Source organism: Pseudomonas sp. RIT-PI-r, assembly GCF_001297015.1.
In the GTDB taxonomy this organism is placed as follows: Bacteria; Pseudomonadota; Gammaproteobacteria; order Pseudomonadales; family Pseudomonadaceae; genus Aquipseudomonas.
In genome coordinates, this window is record NZ_LIGE01000013.1 from 59443 (window position 1) to 79760 (window position 20318).

General features: G+C 60.6%; 23 protein-coding genes. 10 read left to right on the plus strand and 13 right to left on the minus strand.

From position 1 onward, the window contains the following. The first annotated feature begins 26 nt into the window (after positions 1-26). On the plus strand, positions 27-881 hold the full coding sequence (locus tag AK821_RS02980) for a sulfurtransferase (protein WP_064388062.1): 855 nt from the start codon (positions 27-29) through the stop codon (positions 879-881). 79 nt (positions 882-960) lie between these two features. Here AK821_RS02980 and AK821_RS02985 read toward each other — a convergent pair whose 3' ends face one another. The 5 genes from AK821_RS02985 to AK821_RS03005 form a co-directional block, all read right to left on the minus strand. Beyond that, positions 961-1791, minus strand: coding sequence for an AraC family transcriptional regulator (locus AK821_RS02985; protein WP_064388228.1), 831 nt, complete (start codon positions 1789-1791; stop codon positions 961-963). Then, positions 1788-2783, minus strand: a complete 996-nt coding sequence (locus AK821_RS02990) for a hydrolase (protein ID WP_064388063.1) — start codon at positions 2781-2783, stop codon at positions 1788-1790. The genes AK821_RS02985 and AK821_RS02990 overlap by 4 nt, the downstream gene beginning before the upstream one ends. Positions 2784-2847: 64 nt before the next feature. Beyond that, on the minus strand, positions 2848-3462 hold the full coding sequence (rsmD, locus tag AK821_RS02995) for a 16S rRNA (guanine(966)-N(2))-methyltransferase RsmD (RefSeq protein WP_064388064.1): 615 nt from the start codon (positions 3460-3462) through the stop codon (positions 2848-2850). Continuing rightward, positions 3462-4952: a M16 family metallopeptidase gene (locus tag AK821_RS03000; RefSeq protein ID WP_064388065.1), complete on the minus strand. Its 1491-nt coding sequence runs from the start codon at positions 4950-4952 to the stop codon at positions 3462-3464. Before AK821_RS03000 ends, rsmD begins: the two co-directional genes overlap by 1 nt. Next, positions 4945-6300 (minus strand): M16 family metallopeptidase, encoded by a 1356-nt coding sequence (locus tag AK821_RS03005; protein ID WP_008077830.1) that lies wholly within the window; start codon positions 6298-6300, stop codon positions 4945-4947. The genes AK821_RS03000 and AK821_RS03005 overlap by 8 nt, the downstream gene beginning before the upstream one ends. A 345-nt stretch (positions 6301-6645) precedes the next feature. Here AK821_RS03005 and ftsY point away from each other — a divergent pair, with 345 nt between their 5' ends. From ftsY to rpoH, 4 genes are all read left to right on the plus strand, one after another. Beyond that, positions 6646-8193, plus strand: a complete 1548-nt coding sequence (gene ftsY, locus AK821_RS03015; RefSeq protein WP_064388066.1) for a signal recognition particle-docking protein FtsY — start codon at positions 6646-6648, stop codon at positions 8191-8193. Continuing rightward, entirely contained in the window at positions 8190-8861 is a 672-nt protein-coding gene (gene ftsE, locus AK821_RS03020) for a cell division ATP-binding protein FtsE (protein WP_003229148.1), read from the plus strand. Before ftsY ends, ftsE begins: the two co-directional genes overlap by 4 nt. Continuing rightward, entirely contained in the window at positions 8858-9883 is a 1026-nt protein-coding gene (gene ftsX / locus AK821_RS03025; protein WP_064388067.1) for a permease-like cell division protein FtsX, read from the plus strand. Before ftsE ends, ftsX begins: the two co-directional genes overlap by 4 nt. Before the next feature lie 114 nt (positions 9884-9997). Further along, entirely contained in the window at positions 9998-10852 is an 855-nt protein-coding gene (gene rpoH / locus AK821_RS03030) for an RNA polymerase sigma factor RpoH (RefSeq protein WP_007913617.1), read from the plus strand. Between the two features lie 180 nt (positions 10853-11032). Here the strand turns inward: rpoH and mtgA are convergent, their stop codons facing one another. Further along, positions 11033-11755 (minus strand): monofunctional biosynthetic peptidoglycan transglycosylase, encoded by a 723-nt coding sequence (gene mtgA / locus AK821_RS03035; protein ID WP_007913618.1) that lies wholly within the window; start codon positions 11753-11755, stop codon positions 11033-11035. A 74-nt stretch (positions 11756-11829) separates the two neighbouring features. Here mtgA and AK821_RS03040 point away from each other — a divergent pair, with 74 nt between their 5' ends. From AK821_RS03040 to AK821_RS03060, 5 genes are all read left to right on the plus strand, one after another. Next, on the plus strand, positions 11830-12210 hold the full coding sequence (locus tag AK821_RS03040) for a DUF423 domain-containing protein (protein ID WP_064388068.1): 381 nt from the start codon (positions 11830-11832) through the stop codon (positions 12208-12210). Positions 12211-12281: 71 nt separating this feature from the next. Then, entirely contained in the window at positions 12282-12482 is a 201-nt protein-coding gene (gene thiS, locus AK821_RS03045; RefSeq protein ID WP_161806642.1) for a sulfur carrier protein ThiS, read from the plus strand. A 60-nt stretch (positions 12483-12542) separates the two neighbouring features. Next, entirely contained in the window at positions 12543-13337 is a 795-nt protein-coding gene (locus AK821_RS03050; protein WP_007913621.1) for a thiazole synthase, read from the plus strand. Positions 13338-13346: 9 nt separating this feature from the next. Then, the gene (gene trmB, locus AK821_RS03055) at positions 13347-14072 is read left to right on the plus strand and encodes a tRNA (guanosine(46)-N7)-methyltransferase TrmB (protein ID WP_064388069.1); all 726 of its coding nucleotides are present in this window, start codon (positions 13347-13349) and stop codon (positions 14070-14072) included. A gap of 175 nt (positions 14073-14247) precedes the next feature. After that, the gene (locus AK821_RS03060; RefSeq protein WP_064388070.1) at positions 14248-15036 is read left to right on the plus strand and encodes a hypothetical protein; all 789 of its coding nucleotides are present in this window, start codon (positions 14248-14250) and stop codon (positions 15034-15036) included. 123 nt (positions 15037-15159) lie between these two features. Here AK821_RS03060 and AK821_RS03065 read toward each other — a convergent pair whose 3' ends face one another. From AK821_RS03065 to metX, 7 genes are all read right to left on the minus strand, one after another. Next, positions 15160-15708: an RNA 2'-phosphotransferase gene (locus AK821_RS03065; protein ID WP_064388071.1), complete on the minus strand. Its 549-nt coding sequence runs from the start codon at positions 15706-15708 to the stop codon at positions 15160-15162. A 121-nt stretch (positions 15709-15829) separates the two neighbouring features. Further along, the gene (locus AK821_RS03070; RefSeq protein ID WP_064116274.1) at positions 15830-16153 is read right to left on the minus strand and encodes a DUF3392 domain-containing protein; all 324 of its coding nucleotides are present in this window, start codon (positions 16151-16153) and stop codon (positions 15830-15832) included. Positions 16154-16175: 22 nt separating this feature from the next. Then, the gene (gene hemW, locus AK821_RS03075) at positions 16176-17381 is read right to left on the minus strand and encodes a radical SAM family heme chaperone HemW (protein ID WP_064388072.1); all 1206 of its coding nucleotides are present in this window, start codon (positions 17379-17381) and stop codon (positions 16176-16178) included. Beyond that, positions 17378-17974 carry an RdgB/HAM1 family non-canonical purine NTP pyrophosphatase gene (rdgB, locus tag AK821_RS03080; protein WP_064388073.1) on the minus strand — a complete coding sequence of 199 codons (597 nt, stop codon included), beginning with the start codon at positions 17972-17974 and terminating at the stop codon, positions 17378-17380. The genes hemW and rdgB overlap by 4 nt, the downstream gene beginning before the upstream one ends. Then, positions 17971-18405, minus strand: a complete 435-nt coding sequence (locus tag AK821_RS03085; protein ID WP_064388074.1) for a DUF4426 domain-containing protein — start codon at positions 18403-18405, stop codon at positions 17971-17973. Before AK821_RS03085 ends, rdgB begins: the two co-directional genes overlap by 4 nt. A 25-nt stretch (positions 18406-18430) precedes the next feature. Continuing rightward, the gene (gene metW, locus AK821_RS03090) at positions 18431-19051 is read right to left on the minus strand and encodes a methionine biosynthesis protein MetW (RefSeq protein ID WP_064388075.1); all 621 of its coding nucleotides are present in this window, start codon (positions 19049-19051) and stop codon (positions 18431-18433) included. Between the two features lie 7 nt (positions 19052-19058). Continuing rightward, entirely contained in the window at positions 19059-20198 is a 1140-nt protein-coding gene (gene metX / locus AK821_RS03095; RefSeq protein WP_007913641.1) for a homoserine O-succinyltransferase MetX, read from the minus strand. Positions 20199-20318: the final 120 nt, after the last annotated feature.

Genomic DNA, 20318 nt, shown 5'->3' on the forward strand with positions numbered 1-20318 from the left:
CTGTTGAAACTCCACAGGAGCCCGTTATGCCGATTGCGCAACTGATCAGCCCGCAAACGCTGGATGCCCGCAAGGAACAGTCGGGGCTGGTGATTCTCGATTGTCGTTTCGCCCTCGAAGACCCGGATTACGGGCAACGCAGCTATGCCGAAGGGCACATTGCCGGTGCGAGCTTCGCCGATCTTGAGCGCGATCTCAGCGGCACAGTGGTCAAGGGCGTGACCGGGCGGCATCCGCTGCCCGAGCCGGCGGCGTTGATCGAGCGTTTACAGGCTTGGGGAATCGACAATGACAGCGACGTGGTTCTGTATGACGACGGACCCGGTGCCTACGCGGCGCGGGCGTGGTGGTTGCTGGCGTGGCTGGGCAAACGTGACGGCGTGTTCATTCTCGATGGTGGACTCAAGGCTTGGCACGCGGCGGGTTTGCCGCTGAGCCTGGATGCGCCGACGGTGAGCCGTGGCAACTTCAGTGGTCAGCCGGACATGAGCTTGTTGATCAGCGCCGAGAAATTGCAAAAGCGCCTCGGGCAGCCGGCGCTGACGTTGATCGATGCTCGGGCCTTGCCGCGCTTCAAGGGTGAAGTTGAACCGATCGATCCGGTGGCCGGGCATATTCCGGGTGCACAGTGCGCGGCGTTCACTGACAACCTCGCCAGTGATGGACGATTCCTGTCAGCCGATCAGCTCAAGCAGCGTTTCGCCGCGAAGATCGGCGAACGTTCGCCAGCGGATCTGGTTGCGTATTGCGGCTCTGGGGTGACGGCCTGTCACAACCTGTTTGCGTTGTGCCTGGCCGGTTATCCGTTGGCTTCGTTGTATGCCGGATCGTGGAGCGAATGGATCAACGAGCCGGCTCGCGGCATCGCCACCGGCGAATAAGATCAAAAAGATCGCAGCCTTCGGCAGCTCCTACATTGGAATGCATTTCCCTGTAGGAGCTGCCGAAGGCTGCGATCTTTTAGCTTTCCATCCGGGCGCTGCGATACGCGGCGGGCCCGACGCCGTAAGCCTGCTTGAACTGTCGGCTCAAGTGGCTTTGATCGGCAAACCCCAGCTGCGTCGCGACTTCCAGCGGCAAGCAACCACTCTGCAACAGTGCCCGCGCCTTAGCGATGCGTTGCTGCACCAACCAAGTGTGTGGCGGCATACCAGTCGCGCGGCGGAACACCCGGGCGAAATGGAACGGTGACAGGTTGACCGCTGCGGCCAGCTCCTCCAGCGACGGCGGCGCTGCCAAGTGCGTGTGCAGCAGATCCTTGGCGATCAGCACCGCGCGGTGCTCCTTGCCGGGGTTACCGATTTCTCGCACCGCCGCGTGGCGCTGCAACAGCAACAACATCATCTCGCGCCACACCGTTTGCTGTTGCAGCGCGGTGGCAGGGCTTTCGAGCAACCGGTGCAATTGTGCAAATCCGCTGACCAGATCGGGGTCGCGATACAGCGTGGCGCCGAATGCCGGCAAACTTGTCGTGGACAGTTCAAGTTCATCCAGCAACGAAACAATCTTGCCGGTATCCGGGTAGAAGGCTCGATACAGCCAACCGTCGTCGGTGCCCTTGTGCCCGGTGTGCAACTCGTCCGGGTTGATCAGCACCAGCGTCCCGCTGCCCGCCAGATGCTCGGCGCCGCGGTAGCGATAACGCTGAGCGCCTGCCATGATCATGCCGATCACAAAACCGTCATGCACATGCGGGGCGAAGCGCTGTTCGATATAGCGCGCCGACAACAGTTCGACGCCGGGCAGCGGCGCCGATTGCCAGAATCGGATCGATTCGCCCTGATCGCTCATGCGGGCACGCTGGCCAGCCATTGCGGGATACGGCGTTCGAGGTAGTAGCCTGGCTGGCGCACTGAGCCGTCGACGAATCCAACGTGTCCGCCGCGTGCCTGCAATTCAAAGGCGGTCGACGCCGACAGTTCGTTTTCCGCAGGCAAGCTGTGCGGGAACACGAACGGATCGTCCGCCGCCTGAATGATCAGGGTCGGCGTGCGGATCTCGCCGAGGAAATAGCGGCTCGACGCACGCCGGTAGTAATCCTCGGCATCGTTAAAACCGTGCAGCGGCGCGGTCACGCGGCCATCGAAATCCCAGAACGTGCGCATGTTCTCCAGTGAGCCGAGCGCTGCCAACGCCGCCAGGCCATCCTCGCGACCATCATGCTGAAACTGCCGTTGCTTGTTTTTGATGTACGCGACCATCTCGCGCATGAAGTGCGCCTGATAAACCCTGGAAAACCCCTGGCCGATGCGGTCGGCGCATTGATCCAGACGAAACGGCACTGACACCGCCACCGCGCCGAGCACACCACTGGCGCTGCCGGTTTCGCCCAGATGCTTGAGCAACACATTGCCGCCCAAGGAGTAACCGACGGCATACAACGGCGCCAAGGGTCGTTTCGCACGCAGGTGTTTGATGGCCTCGGCGAGGTCTTCGCTGGCGCCGGAGTGATAGCTGCGTGGCAGCAGATTCGGCTCGCCCGAGCAGCCGCGCCAGTTCAGCGCGACACTGGCCCAGCCTTGATCGGCCAAGGCCCTCTGGATACCCGCTACATAAGGCGAGTTGGAGGAGCCGGTCAGTCCATGCAGCACCAGCACCAGCGGCGCGTCAGCCGTGTGCGGGCCATGCCAGTCGAGGTCGAGGAAGTCGCCGTCCTCAAGCCACAAGCGTTCGCGCTCGCGTTCGATATGCACGGTTTTGCGCCACAGCGGTCCCCACAAGGTTTGCAGGTGTGGATTGCCGAGGCCGAGGGCGGGAGTGAAGCGTTCTGAAGGAGGGGGCACGATGATTCTCGATGCAGCGCGGCGGCGCCTCTGGTGAAGCGCGCCGCTTGTTCAGGCCGGTCGGTTAACCGGCGATCTCTGCCATACGTTGCCACAAGGCGTAGTGCACTCGCCCGGATTTCTGCTCACGGTGCAAGCGCCAGTTGCCCGGCAGGCCGAGAATCGAGGGTGCCGTCTCGCTTTCAGTGTAGATCCAAGAATCCGGCGCCAGCCACTGACGCTCTTCAAGCAAGGTGCACACGGCCGGCAGCAGGTTCTGGTTGAACGGCGGGTCGAGGAACACCAGGTCGAACGGTGTTGCGGTCTGGGTTTCCAGATAACGCAGCGCATCGGCGGTCTGTACCTGACCGTTGGTGCAGCGCAGGGTGCCGAGGTGTTCTTTCAGGCTGGAGACGGCAATGATGCTGGCATCCAGCGCCTGGCCCATGGCCGCGCCACGGGACAACGCTTCGAGAAACAGCGCGCCGCTGCCGGCGAACGGGTCGAGCACCTTGGCCCCTTCAACGTACGGCGCGAGCCAGTTGAACAAGGTTTCACGCACGCGATCCGGCGTCGGGCGCAGGCCCGGTGCGTCGGGGAAGCTCAGCTTGCGGCTGCGCCATTGGCCGCCAATGATGCGCAACTGGTTCACACCGTTGTGAACGTTGTGCGCAGGTTTTTTAGGAGAACGAGTTGCCATTAATGCTCCGGAACCCCGAGCGGTTGCTCGGCAGGTTTATCAGATGGGGCCGGTAACGGCTTTTGCGGCACGGTTGGACCCGCGGTGACGATGACCATTTTGTCCGTGCTCAGGTGTTTGTTCAGGGCGTCGCGAACTTGTTCCACGGTCAGGCTTTGCGACTGACGCATGAAGTCGTCCAGGTAGCTCAGCGGCAGATTATAGAAGCCCATCGCCCCGAGTTGGCCGACGATATCGGCATTGCTTGCGGTCGACAGCGGGAAGCTGCCGGCCAGTTCGCGCTTGGCGTCGTCGAGTTCTTTCTGCGTCGGCCCGGTTTTCAGGTAGTCGGCGAGTACGTCCTGCACCAGTTTCAGGGTGCCTTCGCTCATTTCCGCACGGGTCTGCAGATTGATCATGAACGGGCCACGGGCCTGCATCGGGCTGAACGCCGAGTACACGCCATAGGTCAGGCCGCGCTTCTCGCGCACTTCGCTCATCAGGCGCGTGCCGAAACCGCCGCCACCGAGGATCTGGTTGCCCATCGACAGCGCCGCGTAATCCGGATCGTCACGGTCGATACCGAGTTGCGCGAGCATCAGGTTGGTCTGCTTCGACGGAAACTCGATGTGATTAACGCTGGCCTTCGGTTCCTGCGGCTGAGCGATCTTCGCCAACGCCGGCCCTTTCGGCAGGGCCGAGGAGACCTGATTGGCAATTGCCTCGGCTTCCGCGCGCGACAGATCGCCGACCAGCGCGATCACCGCGTTGCCGGCCGCGTAGGCCTTGGCGTGGAATTCACGCAATTGCGCGAGGGTGATCTTCGGTACGCTCTGCGGATTACCGTCGCTGGAATGCGCGTACGGGTGATCGCCGTACAGACGCTTCATCAGCTCAAGGCTGGCGAGTTTGCCGGGGTTCTGTTTCTGGTATTCGAATCCGGCGAGCATCTGGTTCTTGATGCGTGCGAAGGAGTCGGCGGGGAAGGTCGGTTTGCCGATGACTTCCGAGAACAGCTTCAAGGCCGGTTCGCGTTTGTCGGCAGCACTCAGGCTGCGCAACGAAGCCAGCGCCATGTCCTTGAAAGCACCGTTGCCGAAATCCGCACCGAGACCTTCAAAGCCCTGCGCGATGGCGCCGACGTCTTTGCCGGCAACACCTTCGTTGAGCATCGCATTGGTCAGCACCGCCAGGCCCGAGGCGCTGCCGTCCTGGCTGCTGCCGGCGGCGAAGATCAGGCGCATGTCGAACATCGGCAGTTCGTGGGCTTCGACGAACAGCACTTTGGCGCCTTCGGCGGTGCTCCAGGTCTGCACGTCGAGCTTGCGGCTGGCCGGGGCTTTGCCGTCGAGTTCGGTGAGTGATTGCAGCTTCTGGCTGGACTTGGCGTTGTCGAGGGCTTCACTGGCTTTGCTGTCAGCACTTGGCGACAGATAGAAAGCCGTCGAGCCGATCACCGCAATGGCGATCAGGCCGAGCAGCATCAGGCGTGGGGATTTGCGCTCACTCATGAGTCGTCTCCAGTGGCAGGACGTGGGCGACGCTGAGACGTTCTCGGGTGAAATACAGCTTGGCGGCGTTCTGGATGTCTTGCGGGGTCACGCTTTCCAGATCGGCGAGTTCGGTGTCCATCAGTTTCCACGACAGGCCGACGGTTTCCAGTTGACCAATCGCCGTGGCCTGGCTGGTGATCGAATCGCGTTCGAAGACCAGACCGGCAATTACTTGCGCACGCACGCGCTCCAGTTCTTCGGCGGACGGCGCGGTGGTTTTCAGCTGTTCGAGCAGTTTCCACAGACCGGCCTCGGCTTGCGCCATGGTCTTTTTCTTCTGCGTGTTCGGGGTTGCCGACAAGGTGAACAGGCTGTCGCCACGGGTGTAGGCGTCGTAGTTCGACGAACCGCCGGAGACCAGCTCTTCGCCGCGCTCCAGTTGCGTCGGAATGCGACCGCTGTAACCGCCGTCGAGCAGTGCCGAGATCAGGCGCAGGGCGTTGACCGAGCGTTTGTCTTCAGCCGTGGCAATGCTTGGTACGTTGAAACCGAGCATCAGGCTAGGCAATTGCGTCTGCACATGCAGGGTGATCTGGCGTTCGCCCGGTTCAGCCAATTCCAGTGGTTTTTTTGCCGGCGGCACGTCGCGCTTGGCGATCGGGCCGAAGTAGCGTTGGGCGAGGGTTTTGACTTCGTCCGGGGTGACGTCGCCGACCACCACCAGTGTGGCGTTGTTCGGCACATACCAGGATTGATACCAGTGGCGCAGCTCTTCGACCTTCATGCGGTCGAGGTCAGCCATCCAGCCGATGGTCGGCGTGTGGTAGCCGCTGGCCGGATAGGCCATGGCCTTGTAGCGCTCGTAAGCCTTGGACATCGGCTTGTCATCAGTGCGCAAGCGGCGCTCTTCCTTGATGACTTCGATTTCCTTGGCGAACTCGTCGGCCGGCAGACGCAGATTGGCCATGCGGTCGGCTTCCAGTTCAAACGCCACGCCCAGACGGTCGCGGGCCAGCACCTGGTAATAAGCAGTGAAGTCGTCGCTGGTGAAGGCGTTCTCTTCTGCGCCCAGATCACGCAGGATCAACGAGGCTTCGCCGGGACCGACTTTCTCGCTGCCCTTGAACATCATGTGCTCGAGCGCGTGGGACAGACCGGTCTGGCCCGGAGTTTCGTAGCTGGAGCCGACCTTGTACCAGACCTGCGAGACCACCACTGGCGCGCGATGGTCTTCGCGCACGACGACCTTGAGGCCGTTGTCGAGGGTAAATTCGTGGGTCGGTTGCGGGTCGGCCGCCAGGGCCGAAAGGGGCAGGCAGACTGTGCTGAGCAGCAGGCCTGCAGCGCGGCGGGCTAGAGCATTCATTCGTTTTTTAACCTGTTGGGCTGCCCGCTTGGTCTTAGCGTCGGCGGGCGAGAGGGTGCTAGGATACTGATCCGTTTTACTGGCGGCCACGCCTATCAAGCCACTGATCGGTCGATAGGTTGTATGGGTTCCCGGCATAAGCTTTGAGTTTGTCAGCTAAACTCTGCGTTTTCGCCGAAGATGCCGTTCCAGTCCTTCGTATTAATCGACCTTTGAGGTGCCTCTGGCGCCTCGACAAAATGTTGCGCGTGAACAAGCTGGATGAAACACAGTCTGTTCTGCATCGAATATTTATTTGCCGGGGCGCCCTTATGGCGCGTCGCTACCGTGAGATAGCCGTCCTCCATGTTTGGTTCCAACGACGACAAGAAGACCCCAGCTGCGGCTGGCGAGAAGAAAAGCCTGTTCGGATGGCTGCGTAAGAAACCGCAGGAACCCGTCGTCGAACAGCCGCCCGCGATTCCTGTGCCTGCGCCGGAACCTGCTCCGGTTATAGAAGAAGAGCCGGCACCGATCGTTCTGCCGATTGCCGAACCGGTGCTGCAACCGGTTGAGCCGGAACCAGAGCCGGAAGCGCCAGTGGCTGCAGAATTGCCGTTGACCCCGGCGGTCGAGCCGTGGCTGACCTTGCCTGTGGCGGAAGAGCCGGTGGCGTTGGGTGAAGAGGCTGCGCCGCACGTTACGCCAGTGATCCCTGCGCCTGCTGCGTTTGTGCCTGAAGTGGCGCCGGCGCCAGTGGTTGAGCCGATCATCGAGCCTGCGACCGTTGTGGCTGAAGCTGCTCCTGAAATTATTGCGCCTGAGCCTGTTGCTCCGGTCGTTGTTGCTCCTGTTGCTCCAGTCGTGCAACAGCCCGAGCCGGCACCGGCACCTGCACCTGCTCCCGTAGTTGCCGCTCCAGTCGTGCCGGTCGAAGTGGTTGCCGAAGCCTCCATCGAAGCCCCGCGCACCGAAGAAACCAAAGCCGGCTTCTTCGCCCGTCTCAAGCAAGGCCTGTCGAAAACCAGCGCCAGCATCGGCGAGGGCATGGCCAGCCTGTTTCTCGGCCGCAAAACCATCGACGACGATCTGCTCGATGACCTCGAAACCCGTCTGCTCACCGCCGACGTTGGTGTCGAAGCCACTACGCAGATCATCCAGCGCCTGACCCAGAAGGTCGCCCGCAAAGAGCTGGCCGACGCCGACGCACTGTACAAATCCCTGCAGGCCGAATTGGCCGCGATGCTCAAACCGGTCGAACAGCCGCTGAAAATCGCTTCGCAGAACAAACCGTTCGTGATTCTGGTGGTCGGCGTCAACGGCGCTGGCAAAACCACCACCATCGGCAAACTGGCGAAGAAACTGCAACTGGAAGGCAAGAAAGTCATGCTCGCCGCCGGTGACACTTTCCGCGCCGCAGCTGTTGAGCAGTTGCAGGTCTGGGGTGAGCGCAACAAGATTCCGGTGATCGCCCAGCACACCGGCGCCGACTCGGCTTCGGTGATCTTCGACGCCGTGCAGGCGGCCAAGGCCCGTGGCATCGACGTATTGATTGCCGACACCGCCGGTCGTCTGCACACCAAAGACAACCTGATGGAAGAGCTGAAAAAGGTTCGCCGGGTGATCGGCAAGCTCGACGCCGACGCGCCGCACGAAGTGCTGCTGGTGCTCGACGCGGGTACTGGCCAGAACGCCATCAACCAGGCCAAGCAATTCAACCAGACCGTCGAACTGACCGGTCTGGCGCTGACCAAGCTCGACGGTACCGCCAAGGGCGGGGTGATCTTCGCCCTGGCCAAGCAGTTCGGCTTGCCGATCCGCTACATCGGCGTCGGTGAAGGCATCGACGACTTGCGTACCTTTGAAGCCGAACCCTTTGTCCAGGCACTGTTTGCCGAGCGGGAGCGTTCATGATTCGTTTCGAACAGGTCGGTAAACGCTACCCGAACGGTCACGTCGGCTTGCATGAGCTGAGCTTTCGAGTCCGTCGTGGCGAGTTCTTGTTTGTCACCGGCCACTCCGGTGCCGGTAAATCCACCTTGTTGCGCCTGTTGCTGGCAATGGAGCGTCCGACCAGCGGCAAACTGCTGCTGGCCGGGCAAGACCTGAGCACCATCAGCAACGCGCAGATTCCGTTCCTGCGCCGGCAGATCGGCGTGGTGTTCCAGAATCACCAGTTACTGTTCGATCGCACCGTGTTCAACAACGTCGCCTTGCCGCTGCAGATTCTCGGGCTGTCCAAGGCCGAAATCGCCAAACGTGTCGATTCGGCGCTGGAGCGCGTGGCGCTGTCGGATAAAACCGATCTGTACCCGGGCGATCTGTCCACCGGTCAACAACAGCGTGTCGGCATTGCCCGCGCCATCGTTCACCGCCCGGCCTTGCTGTTGGCGGACGAACCGACCGGTAACCTCGACCCGCGTCTGGCGGCGGAAATCATGGGCGTGTTCGAAGATATCAATCGGCTGGGCACCAGCGTGCTGATCGCCAGTCACGACCTGGCGCTGATCGCGCGCATGCGCCACCGTATGCTCACCCTGCAACGTGGCCGATTGATCGGCGACGGGGAGGCCGGGGTATGAGTGCGACACGCAGTCCCAAGGTTTCCGAACGCGTGGCCCCGAAAGCCGCCGACCCGCAGCCGCCGAAGAAGAAAAAGCACGACGATGACGATGGCCCGGATTTCGCCACACTGTTTCGTGCGTGGATCGAAAGCCATCGCGCCAGTCTGCTCGACAGCCTGCGTCGTCTCGGCAAGCAGCCGATCGGCAGCTTCTTCACGTGCATGGTGATGGCGGTGGCGTTGAGCCTGCCGATGGGGCTTTCGCTGTTGCTCAACAACGTCGAGCGTCTCGGCGGTTCGTGGCAGCGAGCGGCGCAGATCTCGCTGTACCTGCAACTCGACGCCAGCCCGCAGCAGGGCGAATCGTTGCGTGAGCAGATCAAGGGCATGCCCGGTGTAGCTGATGCTGAATATGTCGGCCGCGATCAGGCGCTGGAAGAGTTCCAGCAGCAGTCCGGGCTGGGTGAAGCCCTGCGCGAGCTGCCGGAGAACCCGTTGCCGGGCGTGGTGCTGGTCACCCCGAACGAAGTCGACAAGCCGACCCTGGAAGCATTAAGACAAAAACTTTCCGAGCTGCCCAAGGTACAACAGGCGCAACTTGATCTAGTCTGGGTCGAGCGTCTGGCCGCCATCCTCAAGCTCGGCGATCGTTTTGTCTTCGGTTTGACGGTGCTTTTGGTTTCTGCATTACTTTTGGTGATAGGCAATACCATTCGTCTTCATATTGAAAACCGCCGCACCGAGATAGAAGTGATTAAACTCGTCGGCGGCACTGACAGCTATGTGCGACGTCCCTTCCTTTATATGGGGGCGTTGTATGGCTTCGGTGCGGGACTGTTGTCCTGGGGTGTGTTGGCGTTCGGCCTGAACTGGCTGAACGACGCGGTGGTTGGGCTGGCCGGCTTGTACGGCAGTGATTTCGCGCTGGCCGGAGTGCCAGTTGCCGACGGTCTGTCGCTCTTGCTTGGCGCGGTGCTGTTGGGTTATATCGGTGCATGGATTGCAGTCGCACGCCATCTCAGGGAGCTGGCGCCGAAGTAGAATCTTTTTTGCGCGTGATTGACCTCGCGGTTTTTTGGGAACTTGTATCTGAGTTCCCGGTCAATTTTTCGCAGTGCTGAGAAGCACGAGTATGTAAGTGGGAGGTTTTTTCGTATGACCAATTCTTTGCAACCTGCGTATGCGTTGGTTCCGGGTGCGAACCTGGAAGCTTACGTGCACACCGTCAACAGCATTCCATTGCTGACGCCGGAGCAGGAGCGTGAACTGGCCGAGAGTCTCTACTATGAGCAGGATTTGGGGGCGGCTCGGCAGATGGTGCTCGCCCACCTGCGTTTTGTCGTACACATTGCCCGTAGCTATTCCGGCTACGGTCTGGCTCAGGCTGACCTGATCCAGGAAGGTAACGTCGGCCTGATGAAGGCCGTTAAGCGCTTCAACCCGGAAATGGGTGTGCGTCTGGTGTCGTTCGCCGTGCACTGGATCAAGGCGGAAATTCACGAGTTCATCCTGCGCAACTGGCGCATTGTGAAAGTCGCGACCACCAAGGCCCAGCGCAAGCTGTTCTTCAACCTGCGCAGCCAGAAGAAACGTCTGGCGTGGCTGAACAACGAGGAAGTCCACCGTGTGGCGGAAAGCCTCGGCGTCGAGCCGCGGGAAGTGCGCGAGATGGAAAGTCGCCTGACCGGCCATGATATGGCCTTCGACCCGGCTGCTGAAGCCGACGACGACAGCGCTTTCCAGTCGCCGGCCAATTACCTGGAAGACCACCGGTACGACCCGGCGCGTCAACTGGAAGATGCCGACTGGAGCGACAACTCCAACAGCAACCTGCACGAAGCACTGGAAGTGCTGGACGAACGCAGCCGCGACATCCTCTACCAGCGCTGGCTGGCAGAAGAGAAAGCCACGCTGCACGACCTGGCGCAGAAGTACAACGTGTCGGCCGAGCGGATCCGTCAGCTCGAGAAGAGCGCGATGAACAAGCTCAAGTTGTCGATCGCCGCCTAACCGGCGAGCAGGCAACAAAAAACGCCCCGATCAGCGATGATCGGGGCGTTTTCATTTCTGCTTCGCCACAAACCAATGTAGGAGTAAGCCTTCTCGCGATAGCGGTGTGACAGTCAGCATTGCCGTCACTGATGTACCGCTATCGCGAGCAGGCTCACTCCTACATTTAACTCCTCGGTGTCATCGAGACCAAGGCGCCCGCCGAGAATCATTGAGCCCCAGCAAATAACTATCCCCACCCAACTGACTCATCTGCTGCCGAATCCACCCGGCCCGACGCGACACATAAGCGGTCGGATGGCTGGCACTCCAGACGCGTGGGTTTGGCAGTACGGCAGCCAGATAACTCGCCTGCTGCCGGGACAGCGACTTCGCGCTCACGCCAAAGTGATGGCGGGCCGCAGCCTCGGCACCAAACACCCCGTCATCCCACTCGACGCTGTTCAGGTACACCTCGAGAATCCGCTGCTTGGGCCAGAACACTTCGATCAGCGCGGTAAACCACGCCTCCAGACCTTTACGCAAATAACTGCGACCGGCCCAGAGAAACAGGTTCTTCGACACTTGCTGACTCAAGGTGCTGGCGCCGCGAATTGAACCGCCGAGTTCGTTGTGGGCCAGCGCTGCCTGGATCGCACTGAAGTCAAAACCCCAGTGCTCAGGAAATTTCTGATCCTCGCCAGCCATCACCGCTACCTTGAGATCATCGGAGATCTCGTCCCACGGCTTCCAGGTTCGCTGCAGATCAATCGGCTCGCCATCGACCCAGGATTCGACCTTGCGCTCGACCATCAGCGCCGTGCCCGGCGGCGGCACGAAGCGAAACACCAGCACCAGCAATACGCTGCCGCCCGCGAACCAGAGCAGGGCCTTCGTGAGACGACGGAAAATAGTACGCAGCATAGAGATGGCTTGGCCGAACCCGTGGAGCGGGCCATTATACAGACCCTGCCGATCGAGTCTGACTGGAGTTCCCCATGCTGCGTGGCTTTTTGATGCTGGCCGCTTTTTTCGGTTTCACCGGAGTCGCTTTGGGCGCATTCGCTGCCCATGGTCTGAAAAACCGCCTGACGCCGGAGTATCTGGCGATTTTCCACACCGGCGTTACCTATCAATTGGTGCACACCCTGGCACTGTTCGGTGTGGCGCTGTTGGCCACGCAGATACAAGGGCGACTGGTTGCTTGGGCTGGCGTGTCGTTCGCCGCCGGCATCCTGCTGTTCTCCGGCAGCCTGTACGTGCTGACCATGACCGGTATCAGCAAGCTTGGCATCATCACCCCGTTCGGTGGCCTGGCGTTTCTGGCCGGTTGGGTTTGCCTCGGGCTGGCCGCCTGGCGCTTGCAACCAACCGCTTGACGCTTGGTGCTGACCTTTAGGTCATGATCGGGCTAGAATGCCTGCCCCTAAAAATGATGGCGGCGTTGCGCATGCGCATTCAGTTGAACGGCGAATCCCTTGAACTGCCCGACGGCGAGACCGTTGCGGCCCTGATCACTCGTCTGGAACTGACCGGACGTCGAGTGGCAGTCGAACTCAATCTGGATATCGTCCCGCGCAGCCAGCATGCCGTCACCACGCTCAACGACGGCGACAACGTCGAAGTCGTGCACGCCATCGGCGGCGGCTGACCGGGCGGCCCGTACGGGCACAGAATTCTGCAAGACCCTCACCCCTAAAGAGGATTCCCCATGAGCATCGTTCGTAGCGACAAGCCTTTTGTTCTGGCCGGTCGTACTTACCAGTCGCGTTTGCTGGTTGGTACCGGCAAGTACCGTGACATGGAAGAAACCCGTCAGGCCATCGAAGCCTCGGGTGCCGAGATCGTCACCTTCGCCGTGCGCCGCACCAACCTGGGCCAGATCGAGGGCGAGCCGAACCTGCTCGATGTGCTGTCGCCGGAGCGCTACACCTTCCTGCCGAACACCGCCGGTTGCTACGACGCCATCGAAGCCGTGCGCACCTGCCGCCTGGCCCGTGAGCTGCTCGACGGCCACAACCTGGTGAAGCTGGAAGTACTGGCTGACCAGAAGACCCTGTTCCCGAACGTCATCGAAACCCTCAAGGCCGCCGAAACGCTGGTCAAAGAAGGTTTCGACGTGATGGTCTACACCAGCGATGACCCGATCATCGCCCGGCAACTGGCGGAAATCGGCTGCATCGCAGTGATGCCGCTGGCCGGCCTGATCGGTTCCGGCCTAGGGATCTGCAATCCGTACAACCTGCAGATCATCCTCGAAGAAGCCAAGATTCCTGTGCTGGTCGATGCCGGTGTCGGTACAGCCTCCGACGCGACCATCGCCATGGAACTGGGTTGCGATGCGGTGCTGATGAACTCGGCCATCGCCCACGCCCAGCAGCCGGTGATGATGGCTGAAGCCATGAAACACGCCATCGTTGCAGGCCGTCTGGCCTACCTCGCTGGCCGTATGCCGAAAAAACTCTATGCCAGCGCCTCTTCGCCGCTGGATGGTCTGATCAAGTAAGAGCCATTGATGACTGAATCGAACGACACGCCTATCCAGACGGAAGAAGGCGACGAGCGCCAACACCGCCGCATCAAGAGTTTCGTGATGCGCGCCGGGCGCATGACCGAAGGCCAGCAACGCGGTCTGGATCAGGGCGCGCCGCTGTACGTGCTGCCGCTGGCCGACGCGCCGGTGGATTACGATCAAGTGTTCGGCCGTTCGGCACCGCGCTCGCTGGAGATCGGTTTCGGCATGGGCCACTCGCTGCTGGAAATGGCCGCGGCGGCACCGGAGCAGGATTTCATCGGCGTGGAGGTGCACCGTCCGGGTGTTGGCGCGCTGCTCAATGGCGTGCTGACTCAGGGCCTGACCAACCTGCGGGTCTACGATTGCGACGCGATCGAAGTGCTCAACCGCTGCATCGCCGACAACAGCCTCGATCGCCTGATGCTGTTTTTCCCGGACCCGTGGCACAAGAGCCGTCACCACAAGCGTCGTATCGTTCAGGCCTCGTTCGCTGAACTGGTGCGCAGCAAGTTGAAGGTCGGCGGCATTCTGCACATGGCCACCGACTGGGAACCGTACGCCGAATACATGCTGGAAGTGATGAACGTCGCCCCGGGCTACCGCAACCTCGCCGAAGACGGCAAGTGCGTACCGCGCCCGGCCGAACGCCCGATCACCAAGTTCGAACGCCGCGGCGAACGTCTTGGCCATGGCGTGTGGGATCTGAAGTTCGAAAAACAGTCCTGAGTCCTAGGCAATACCCCCTGTAGGAGCTGCGGCACGCTGCGATCTTTTGATCCTGATTTTCAAGATCAAAAGATCGCAGCGTGCCGCAGCTCCTACAGTTGTTTCTGGAGTTTGCTCAAGTTTGGCTATGATCCGCCGAAAGCTCGAGGCCCCCATTTGTAAAGGACGACAAATCTTGAAAGCCATTTTTGCCTGCACGCTGGTTCTGGGTCTCATTTGTTGCGCAGCGTGCGAACGGGTAGTCAGCCCCGAGGAATACTTCGCGAGTGCGCAGAGAACGGCGGCAAAGATCGAGCGCGACGCCAATGACCGGATCAAGCGTGAGGCCGCCGGGGAAAGCGTGCAATACACCCCTGAACAGTTGCGCGTTGCCGAAGGTGATCTCGAGGCTCTTGTGGACAACCTCAAGCATGCGTCGGGCGGCGGGCACACGCTGGCCACCTATGTTCTGGCCAGCCTGCAGGACAACCCGATGTTTTCCGAGCAGACGCGCTTACAGACCTGTGGTCTTTATCAGCAGGCCATGGATGATGGATTGTTAGCGGCTGCGGTGGGCTATTACCATTTGTGCGACAAAGCGTATGAACGATTTGATGCGCAAAATCCTGATCATTTGAAATTCTTGCAGTCTCTCGAGCAGTTGCTGCTCAAGCCTGATACGCATGCTGACGACTATCCGTTGCAGGCCAAACGTTCGCTGTGTTTCGAAGAACACGGGGCGCCTGCCGGCAAGGTCGGGCCGATGGCCGCCATGCGCGCCCGCGCAGCTGGCTTGGTATTGTCCGAAGACCAGTTTCGGGCTGAGGCCTACTACATACTCGCGTTGACTCGTGTGAACGGCAGCGATATGCGCGACAGCGGCAATATCGAACACTTTGATAAAGCGATAGCGCTGGGCTGCAAGGATTCCGTTGGCCTCAAGGCGATCCTTCAGGCGCAGAGCCGCTTATCGAAGAATCATTGAACCAAGGCCCAATAGTGGGAGCGAGCCTGCTCGCGAAAGCGGTCTGACAATCAACGATGTTGTTGGATGTTAAGACGCCTTCGCGAGCAGGTTCGCTCTCACAGTTGTTTGTGTATTAGGAGATTACAAGGGCGCAAGAAATCGAGCGGGCACCTGCTCTGTCAACCAGACGCCATTTTCGGCCTGATAGAACTTGAAGCCTTCTTCCAGCATCTGCTGCGTGGCGACTGCGAGCACCACTACGCTGCCGTAGCGTTGACCTACGGAAGTGGCAGTGGCGATCTCTTCCGAAAGATGCACGTGATGGCGTGATCCAGGGATCAAACCTTGTTCATTGATCGAATCGAGAAAACGCGTCGCGGTGCCGTGATACAGCGTTTGCGGTGGGGGTTTCTCGTCGAACTGCAACTCGACAGTCTTCGTCGAGTGGCCCTGAACAGCGCGGATGCACAAGCCGTCAGTAGAAATGGCAAAACGCTTTTTGTCGCTACTTGCCACCACCGTTTCAATCAAATCGCGATCGAGGTTACGACCGTCACGCGCAGCGCCATTAATCAGTGCGTCGATATCTGCCCAGCCATCCGAATCCAGCGTAAGACCAATCGCTTGAGGCTCGTGACGCAACACGAAGCTGAGAAACTTGCTTGTTTCGTCCAGCGTTTTTTTACTCATGAACGTCCCTGACTAACAGTAAAAAAGGAAGAACCACGCGCTGTAGGAGCTGCGGCACGCTGCGATCTTTTGATCTGATCGTTCCCACGCGAAGCGTAGGAACGCTCAATCGGCTGGCAAGTCAGCGGCGATCAGCAACCACGCCGATCAGCACCAGCACCACCAGCAGCACCGGCGCCAGGCTGTAGTTGTTGAACTGGCTCAAACCCTTGACCACCCAAGGCGTGGCATAGATCAGCGCCGCGCCGCTGCCGATCACGCACAGCAGCGACATCAGCGGTACGCGCAAGGCGCCGGCGATGCTGCCCAGACGTTGCTCGACCCAGCCTTTGAAGTCAGCGCCGAACAGCACCAGCAGGCAGCCGACCAGCGCCAGGGCGATTTCCGAGAGGTTGCTGCGGCTCCAGCGGGAGACGGTGGCGAGCAGGTCGAGTATCAAATCCATGCGTTTTCCCTTAGCACTGAAATCAGTTCAGAAATTGTTGCAGCAAATCGTTGAGGAACAGCTGTCCGCGCTCGGTGGCCGCCAGACGTGACGGTTCGACCTGCAACAGACCGCTTTGTTCTGCCGCTGCCCGGCCCTCGGCGAGGCTTTCCAGTGACAGGCCAGTGCGCTGCGGATACAGGCGCGATTCGACGCCTGCGGTCAGGCGCAAAGCGTTCATCAGAAACTCGAACGGCATCTCGTCATTGCTCAGCGCTTTTTCGCCAGCCTGAAAGCTTTTTGCCGGGTTGAGATAGTCCTTCGGCAAACGGGTCTTCCAGGTACGCACGATGCGTCCGTCCGGATGGCTCAGCTTGCCATGCGCACCGGCGCCAATGCCGATGAAGTCGCCAAAACTCCAGTAATTGAGGTTATGCCGCGCCGGGCGCCCTGCCAGGGCATAAGCCGACACTTCGTATTGCGCGTAACCGTGCTCGGCCAGCAGCGCCTGCCCGGCTTCCTGAATGTCCCACAGCGTATCGTCCTCCGGCAGCACTGGCGGCTGGTTCCAGAACACGGTGTTCGGTTCCAGTGTCAGCTGATACCAGGAGATGTGCGTCGGATTTAGCGCGATGGCCTGACGCAGATCGCTCAAGGCATCGTCCAGCGATTGATCGGGCAAACCGTGCATCAAGTCGAGGTTGAAGTTATCGAACCCGGCCTGCCGCGCCATGCCGGCCGCACGTACCGCTTCGTCACCGTTGTGAATCCGCCCCAGCGCCTTGAGTTTTTCCTGCTGGAAGCTCTGGATACCGATCGACAGGCGATTGATACCCAGCTTGCGGTACGCGACGAACTTCTCCTGCTCGAAGGTGCCCGGATTGGCTTCCAGGGTGATTTCGATGTCACCGGCAAACGGAATGCGCTGCTCGACGCCTTCGAGTAAACGCCCAAGGGCTTCGGCGCTGAACAGGCTCGGCGTGCCGCCACCAAAGAAGATCGAGCTGATTTCGCGGCCGTAAACAGCGTGCAGATCCTGATCGAGATCGGCCAGCAAGGCGTCGACGTATTCCTGCTCCGGCAACACCGGGCTTGCGGTGTGCGAGTTGAAATCGCAATACGGGCATTTGCGCACACACCACGGGATGTGGATGTACAGCGCCAGGGGCGGTAGCGTTGGCAGCGGTGCCCGAGGCGAAGAAGCGGCGCCGCCGACAATCAGCGACGACGCAGAAGAGGCACGGGTCATTTCAGGCCCAGACGCTGGCGCAGCAGATCCATTGCTCGGGCGCGGTGGCTGATCTGGTTCTTGTCGGCCGGGCTCAGTTCAGCGCTGGACACGTCGCGCTCCGGCACCCAGAACAGCGGGTCATAACCGAAACCGTGCTCGCCGCTGGCAGCGGTCAGAATCCGTCCGTGCCACAGGCCTTCGCAGAGGATTGGCAGCGGATCATCGGCGTGGCGCACCAGCGCCAATACGCAGACGAACTGCGCGCCGCGCTCTGCTTCCGGGACGTCTTTCAAGGCATCGAGCAGTTTCGCGTTGTTCGCCGCATCGCCTTTGCCATCGGCATAGCGCGCCGAATAGATGCCCGGCGCACCGCCGAGGAAATCCACCGCCAGACCGGAGTCATCGGCCAGCGCCGGCAAACCGGAAATGCGTGCGGCATTGCGCGCCTTGAGGATCGCGTTCTCGACGAACGACAAGCCGGTTTCTTCCGGCTCGACCTTGCTCCACTCGCCAATCGAGCGCAGTTGCACCGATTCGCCGAGCATGGCCTGGAGTTCTTTGAGTTTGCCGGCGTTATGGCTGGCCAGTACGAGCTGCTTGAGGTTCATCATTCGCCGGGAAAGAGTTCTTGGTTGAAATTGATGGTGTTGATCTTGTCGCCGTTCTGCACCTTGATTTCAAAGGTGCGGGTTTCCTGCTGTTCCACCGGATACTGGGCGATGTAGTAGATCGCGCCCTGTTCGGTGATCTGGCGGAAATTCAGCGGCACGCTGTTGCTGGTCAGGTCTTTGACCGTGCCGGTGACGTTGGCGATCAACGGTTTGCCGTCCTTGATTACCGAGACATTGATCACGCCCTGATGCTTGCTGCGGATCAGCTCCGCGGCCTTGGCGATGTCCGGTTGCAGGAACGTCGAGTTGAAAGTGTTGTAGTGCACCGTCACGTCGCCAAAGGTTTCCTTGCGTTCGCCCTTGATGACGTCGGCCGCCAGAGCGCTGGCGCTCAGGCAGGCAGTCAATAACAACAACGCTAAACGACCCATGATCGTCTCCTCGAAATGACGGGATTCAGACCGCGACTTTGTGGTCTGCAAGCTGCGGGCTGCTGACGCGGTAGATACCGATCTCACCTAACAGATTAGGCCATAGCTTACTGGCCCACCCGTGGCGGTGCTGTTGATCCACGGCAAGCCGATCAATGACCTTTGCATCACGTTCGCGGCAAAGTTCTTCAAAGTCTTCGAAGGTGCAGAAGTGGATGTTCGGCGTGTTGTACCAGGTGTACGGCAGAAACTCGGAGACCGGCATGCGGCCCTTGCTCGCCAGGTACCAGCGGCAGCGCCAGTGACCGAAGTTCGGGAAGGTGATGATGCATTGGCGACCGACCCGGAGCATTTCGTCTAGGATCTTGTCCGGGTAGTGCACGGCTTGCAGGGCCTGGGTCATGACGACGATGTCGAAACTGTTGCTGGCGAAGTTGCCCAACCCCTTGTCCAGATCCTGCTCGATAACGTTGACGCCTTTGGCCACGCACTCGGCGATGTTGTCGGCGTCGTTTTCCAGGCCATAACCGGTGACGTTCTTGTTGTCGCGCAACCAGGTCAGCAGCTCGCCGTTACCGCAGCCCAAGTCGAGGACGCGGCTGCCGGCGGGGATCCATTCCTGGATGATTTCCAGATCAGCTCTCATGGCTTTCTCACAACGTGATGCGGTTCATGTAATTGCCGAACGCCTGCAAGTAGCGCGGGATCGGAATCAGGAAGGCGTCGTGGCCCTGCGGCGCATCGATCTCCAGATAGCTGACGTCCTTGCGCGCCGCCATCAACGCATCCACCAGCTCCCGCGAGCGGGCCGGGGAGAAGCGCCAGTCGGTGGTGAACGACATCACGCAGAATTTGGCCGTGGCGTTTTCGAAGGTTTTTGCCAGGTTATCGTCGAAGTTCGCCGCCGGATCGAAGTAGTCCAGCGCCTTGGTCATCAACAGATAGGTGTTGGCGTCGAAGCGTCCGGAGAACTCTTCGCCCTGATAACGCAGGTAGCTTTCGACCTGGAATTCGACACTGTGGAAGTCGTAGTTGAGCTTCTCGCTCTTCAGACCACGGCCGAATTTCTCGCCCATGGAATCGTCGGACAGGTAAGTGATGTGGCCGACCATGCGTGCGAGCATCAAACCGCGCTTGGGGATCACGCCGGCTTCCTGGAACGAACCGCCGTGGAACTCAGGGTCAGTCAGGATCGCCTGGCGGGCGACTTCGTTGAAGGCGATGTTCTGCGCCGACAGCTTCGGTGCCGAGGCGATGGCCAGGCAGTGCCGCACGCGATCCGGGTAAGTGATGGTCCATTGCAACGCCTGCATGCCGCCCAGGCTACCGCCGATCACCGCCGCCCACTGGCCGATGCCGAGCAGATCAGCGAGGCGAGCCTGGCTGTGCACCCAGTCTTCCACGGTCAGCACCGGGAAGTCGGCACCGAACGGTTTGCCGGTCTCCGGGTTGATGCTGCTCGGGCCGGTGGAGCCGTTGCAGCCGCCCAGATTATTCAGGCTGACCACGAAGAACTTGTTGGTGTCGATCGGTTTGCCGGGGCCGATGCAGCTGTCCCACCAACCGGGTTTACGGTCGTCGACGCTGTGATAGCCAGCGGCGTGGTGGTGACCGGACAAGGCGTGGCAAATCAGTACGGCGTTGCTCGCTTGCGCGTTCAGCGTGCCGTAGGTTTCGTAGATCAGGTCATAGGCGGCCAGCGAACGGCCACAGGCCAGCGCTAGCGGTTCGCTGAAGTGCGCGGTTTGCGGCGTCACCAGACCAACAGAATCGGGGGGAAAGGCAGTTGGCATCGACCCTGCTCTCGTTGAAATGAGGCGTAAGTCTAAAGACCGGGGGGGTTAGCGGCAAGCGGCCCTCACCCTAGCCCTCTCCCAGAGGTAGAGGGGACCGACCGAGGTGTTCTTTTGAGT